Source organism: Candidatus Electronema sp. TJ (assembly GCF_048287355.1).
GTDB lineage: Bacteria > Desulfobacterota > Desulfobulbia > Desulfobulbales > Desulfobulbaceae > Electronema.
In genome coordinates this window covers 1-4609 of record NZ_JBLWEP010000163.1, presented here as the reverse complement: position 1 = coordinate 4609, position 4609 = coordinate 1, and the positions used below count along the sequence as shown (strand labels likewise).

The following is a 4609-nucleotide window of genomic DNA, read 5'->3' as shown; positions in this document are numbered from 1 at the left end:
CCAACATCGACAAAAAAGAGCTGCTCAAGCCGTTCGCGCCCAAAACCTGAGTGTTTTTCCGCGCCGGGGCGAAAAGTTTTCCGCCCTTGCTGGCCGCAGGTTCATCCGCCATGCCGTCAAGGCCCGTCCAGTTCTTTGAGAAAAAGCGAGAAATTCTCCAAGTCCGAGAAAACCGCCTCATAACAGGCCCGCGCTTCAGAGACCAGCTCTTCAATGCGGGATGAACGGAACCGGAAGGTGTACACATTGCGCACCACATGGCGGAATGCCCGGTATTCCTCCAAGCAATGCTTCGTTTCTGGCCGGATAACCGGGATGCGGATATCTGGAATCTCTGCTGACATCTGCAAAAGCAGCCGTTTATGCCAGTCATGCCCCTGCGGAAGATCGCCGTCAACCGTCCGCGCAATGTCTTCAAAGATGCTTTCAACACCAGTGTAGAATCCATGCAGATTTAAGGCGGCACCATCAAGATACCCGTCGTCGCTGTTTCGCTGCGCCTTCTCCAACAGGTTTTCAGCGCGGCTGACAACATAGTGCAGGTCAGCGCGCTGCTGCTGGATTCTGCCGGACAACGCCGCATAGCAGTTCATCATGTGCTCCCCGAATTTTCATAACGTAATCCCCGCATGAATGGCATCCGCAAGGCTTGGCGAGGCTTCTTCCAGCCGTATCAGATCAACAGAAATATCCGGCTGGAGATTCATGAGCTGGGCAAGCGCCCGGCAATATCTCCGTTCATCCAGCCCCTGCACGGCCAGATCAACATCCGAGTGCTCATCAAAAATGCCGGGCCGGGCCAGAGAGCCAAACAGGATGACGCGCTCGGCACCGTATGCGTTTTTCAGCAGCGCGGCGGCATCTCGGGCGAATGCAAGTGCCGCCGCACGCCTTTCCTCCCGAAGCTGCTGCCGCTGCGTCTGTCTTTGCAGGGCAGTTCGGCGGTAGACAGCCATCTGTTCAGGACAAGGCAGCATGTTCCGCGCAGTTTTACCCATAGTTCACCTGAGATGCTGCTGCTTGATCTTGCCGGGGCGGATGGAAGAGTTGCCTGACAGAAGCGCATCCTACACCGGAGGCTCCTCCGGCTTCTTTTTCCGCTTGATCTCGCTGCTGCGGGTGCCGCCCGCCATCTCGTACTCGTTGCTGTCCTTGCCGTACTTCACGCCGACTCCGGCCAGCATCCGCGAGGACAGAAAACTCAGCGCCCTTTCAACCGCCTTGAAGTCGTTGCCCAAGCCATCTGCCTGGGCCAGCTGGATGTTGTAGGCCGCCAAGGAGGTCTGCGCCTCGGCAATCTTGGCGAGATAGTCGGCAAGGGTGAGGCCGTTGCCCAAATCCAGATTCTGATCAATCGCTTTGAGGTTGGCGGCACGCTGCTGGGCATCAGCAACGATCTGCGAGCCTCTTCGTTTGAAGGCCATGAGCTTTCCTCCGTGATGAACGGGTTTTTCTTCGCTGCAAAGGAGCTTTCGGACATTCGGATGCTGTTTTTGCACGTTGCGATGCTGCTTTCAGACGTGTGAAAACAGCATTCGCACGTCCGAAAGCTCTGTTCAGATGTATGAAAACAGCATTCAAACGTGTAAATGCAGCATTCGGACATCTATTTTCTCTATTTAAACATGTGAATGCAGCTTTTGCACGTTGAAAAGCTCCATTCAGATGTTTGAAAACAGCTTTTGAACGTCTGAGCAGAGAATTTGCTCGTCCGCAAGCTCCTTTTGAACATGCGGAAGCAGCTTTTGCACGTTGCAAAGCTCATGAGCAAGGAGCGCAAGGAAGCCGCAGCGGGTAGCTGCCGAATTTTTTTTGAAAGATTGGCGAGTTTGGAGAATAATAGGCGGATGCGGCAGGAATGATCCCGCGCAAAAGACGAGAAGGAGCTGGCGATGAACAATCTGAGCGTCTGGACAACCCAATATCAGCAGCCGTTGCTGATGGCCTGCGGCGGCCTGCTTGCTCTGGCCTTGCTGCTCAAGTGCGGCGAGCGCAAAGGGCGGCTGCAACATCTGCTCTCCCTTGTCATTGTGCTGGCGGCGGCGGCTGTGATTTTCCTGGGCAAGGATGACAAGGCCGTCTGGATTCCTGCGCTGGCCGCGCTGCTGGTTGCTGCGGCGCAGGAAGTCCTGAAATGGAAGCCTGCCGCCGGTTCCGGCGCGGCGGCGGATCAGACCGGCGGGATGCGGCAGTATGAGGAGGAGCTGAAGAAGCTGCGCCAGCAGATTCTTGATCTGCAAGCCTCCGGCTCAATGGCCGACGACAAGCAGCGGCAGCTTCTTGAAGCGCAGTTGCAGGCTGTGCAGGGGCATTTGGCCGACATCCGGGAGAGCTGGAAGGAGGAGCAGCTGCGCCGCAAAGCTGCGGACGAGGCTCTTGAGCAGATGAAGTGCCAGATGCCGGATGCGCAGATCAAAAAGGCGCAAGCCAGCCTGCGGCAGAACGACACCAAGGCGGCGAAAGAGACCTTTGCCGAGGTGCGCAAGCAGGCGGGCAAAGCGGCGGCCTTGGCTGCGCACCACGAAGGCAAGCTGTCTGAAGGCGAAGTGAATTATGCCGAGGCGATGGAGCTGTACCGGACAGCCGCGCTGCTGGAGAAGGACAACCCGGACTATCTGCTGGCTGCCGGGAAGATGGCCCGCAAGCTCGCGGAGTACAAGCAGGCGCAGGAATGGCTGGAGCGGCTGCTGGAACTGCGTGAGGCGGAGGGGAAAAATGATGCCGCGCTTGGCGACGCGCTGCACGAGCTGGCTTTGCTGCATAAAGACTTGGGGCAATACGCGGCGGCGGAGCCGTTGTACCTGCGGGCGGTTGCGGTGAAGGAACAGGCTCTTGTCAAAGAGCATCCCGATGTGGCAGAAGTGCTGAATGATCTGGCTGTGCTGTACCGGCGGGAAGGAAAATATGCTGAGGCGGAGCCGTTGTATCTGCGTGCCCTCGCTGTGAAGGAACAGTATTTTGGCAAAGATCATCTGAGCGTGGCGCAGACGTTGAATGATCTTGGGATATTGCTTAAAGAGCAAGGCCGCCTTGCCGAAGCTGAATCGCTATATCTGCGTTCTCTTGAGATCAGAGAGAAACATCTTGGCAAAGATCATCTTGACACAGCGGAGAGCATGAATAATCTTGCTGCGTTATATAGAAAGCAAGGAAAATATGCAGAGGCAGAGATGCTATATCTGCGCTCGCTTGCTATCAGGGAAGGTATTCTGGGGAAATATCATCCACTTGTAGCTCTAACTATGAATAATCTTGCTTTCTTGTATAGACAAGAAGAAAGATATGTAGAAGCAGAACCGCTATATCTGCGTTCCCTTTCCATCAGAGAACATGCTTTGGGCAAAGACCATTCATACGTCGCATCCAGTCTCAATAATCTCGCTGGCCTTTACCGGGCGCAAGGCAAGCATGCAGAAGCAGAACCGCTGCTTCATCGCGCTCTTCAAATTCGTGAGGACAAACTCGGCAAAGACCATACCGCTGTCGCAAGCACCCTGCGCATCATGGCCGATCTCTACCGCGACCAAGGACGATACGCAGAAGCGGAGCCGCTGTTTCAACGCGCCCTGTCCATCTTGCAGGCAAAACTCCCTGCGGGGCATTCGCGCATCAGCGGCTGCCAGAAGGACTACGATGAGATGAAGGAGAAGATGGCCCAGGCGCAATGACACGGCGCGTCGGGCCGAAGGAGGCTGTCATTATTCCCTATTGCGGCCTTCCCTGACGAAACGCACAATCTCCTCGCGGCTCAGATCGAGATTCACATCAGGCAGATTGTATTTGCTCTTCCTCTCTGGCAGCAGTCGGACAAGGAAACACAGCCCGTCTTCCGCTTCGATCAGCACTTCATGCGCCTCTTTGGCCTTTTTCAGAAGTTCTGCAAAATTGTTCTGCGCATACAACGCACTGTATGTCAGCATGGCTCACACCTCAATAAGGGTAAGGTTCAACCGCTTCGCGGCCAGCTTCATGCCGCGATCCAATGTGACCAGCGGCGCGTTCAGACGTTCCGCGCACTCCAGCACGTAGGCATCATAGGCGTAGATGCCAAGGCTGTGGCTGATTTCCACGGCGCGTGGCAGGTTCAAGGGCAGAATGCGGAATTTTGCTGACCGGAATCCTACAATGATCTCCATGCCCTGCGCCAAAGAAATTCTGCCCCGCCGGAACATTGCGGACACTGCATTGCCGATTTCCGCTTCCACGCTGGCAACGCAGACCAATTCATAGTTCTCCAGCGCAAGCAGCAGCTCCCGCCGCTCCTGCTCGCTGGTCAGCAGCGAGATGACAACAGATGTGTCTGCAACGGCCTTCATCGTTCTCTCAAGTTATAGAGCCAACACGTCAAACTGGCGCAAAAAAATGCTGGCATCTTCTATCATAACTTCTTTCCAACCGAACAGCAACCCGGCGCACCGCAGGGAAACGATGAACAGCGCAGCCGTTGAGCAGGACAGCTCCGGGCAAAACTTCCTGCCGGGCATTCGCGCATCAGCGGCTGCCAGAAGGACTACGATGAAATGAAGGAGAAGATGGCAGGGCGGCAGGGGCAGTTTGTGCGCCGCCCCTGCAAAGGCGTTCAAGGCATCAAATCAGACCAAGCTTGCCC

The 4609-nt window shown here is 55.8% G+C and carries 6 protein-coding genes; 1 reads left to right on the top strand and 5 read right to left on the bottom strand.

Features of this window, described 5'->3' with window-relative positions; all coding sequences use genetic code 11:
* Window positions 1-116: 116 nt before the first annotated feature.
* The 3 genes from ACNKID_RS10445 to ACNKID_RS10435 all read right to left on the bottom strand — a co-directional run bounded on the left by ACNKID_RS10445 (window position 117) and on the right by ACNKID_RS10435 (window position 1424).
* Window positions 117-596, bottom strand: a complete 480-nt coding sequence (locus ACNKID_RS10445) for a hypothetical protein (RefSeq protein WP_417913374.1) — start codon at window positions 594-596, stop codon at window positions 117-119.
* Between the two features lie 15 nt (window positions 597-611).
* Window positions 612-998 carry a nucleotidyltransferase family protein gene (locus tag ACNKID_RS10440; protein ID WP_417913373.1) on the bottom strand — a complete coding sequence of 129 codons (387 nt, stop codon included), beginning with the start codon at window positions 996-998 and terminating at the stop codon, window positions 612-614.
* A 69-nt stretch (window positions 999-1067) separates the two neighbouring features.
* The gene (locus ACNKID_RS10435; protein ID WP_417913372.1) at window positions 1068-1424 is read right to left on the bottom strand and encodes a hypothetical protein; all 357 of its coding nucleotides are present in this window, start codon (window positions 1422-1424) and stop codon (window positions 1068-1070) included.
* A 468-nt stretch (window positions 1425-1892) separates the two neighbouring features.
* Between ACNKID_RS10435 and ACNKID_RS10430 the strand changes: the two genes are divergently transcribed.
* Window positions 1893-3668, top strand: a complete 1776-nt coding sequence (locus tag ACNKID_RS10430) for a tetratricopeptide repeat protein (RefSeq protein ID WP_417913371.1) — start codon at window positions 1893-1895, stop codon at window positions 3666-3668.
* Window positions 3669-3698: 30 nt separating this feature from the next.
* Here ACNKID_RS10430 and ACNKID_RS10425 read toward each other — a convergent pair whose 3' ends face one another.
* Both ACNKID_RS10425 and ACNKID_RS10420 read right to left on the bottom strand, forming a co-directional pair.
* On the bottom strand, window positions 3699-3920 hold the full coding sequence (locus ACNKID_RS10425) for a hypothetical protein (RefSeq protein ID WP_417913370.1): 222 nt from the start codon (window positions 3918-3920) through the stop codon (window positions 3699-3701).
* A 3-nt stretch (window positions 3921-3923) separates the two neighbouring features.
* Window positions 3924-4316 (bottom strand): type II toxin-antitoxin system VapC family toxin, encoded by a 393-nt coding sequence (locus tag ACNKID_RS10420; protein WP_417913369.1) that lies wholly within the window; start codon window positions 4314-4316, stop codon window positions 3924-3926.
* Window positions 4317-4609 lie beyond the last annotated feature (293 nt).

Excerpts from the sequence above, each read along its gene's own strand:
- ACNKID_RS10425 (WP_417913370.1), bottom strand. The coding sequence starts at position 3,920 with ATGCTGACATACAGTGCGTTGTATGCGCAGAACAATTTTGCAGAACTT.
- ACNKID_RS10440 (WP_417913373.1), bottom strand. The coding sequence starts at position 998 with ATGGGTAAAACTGCGCGGAACATGCTGCCTTGTCCTGAACAGATGGCT.
- ACNKID_RS10420 (WP_417913369.1), bottom strand. The coding sequence starts at position 4,316 with ATGAAGGCCGTTGCAGACACATCTGTTGTCATCTCGCTGCTGACCAGC.
- ACNKID_RS10435 (WP_417913372.1), bottom strand. The coding sequence starts at position 1,424 with ATGGCCTTCAAACGAAGAGGCTCGCAGATCGTTGCTGATGCCCAGCAG.
- ACNKID_RS10445 (WP_417913374.1), bottom strand. The coding sequence starts at position 596 with ATGATGAACTGCTATGCGGCGTTGTCCGGCAGAATCCAGCAGCAGCGC.
- ACNKID_RS10430 (WP_417913371.1), top strand. The coding sequence starts at position 1,893 with ATGAACAATCTGAGCGTCTGGACAACCCAATATCAGCAGCCGTTGCTG.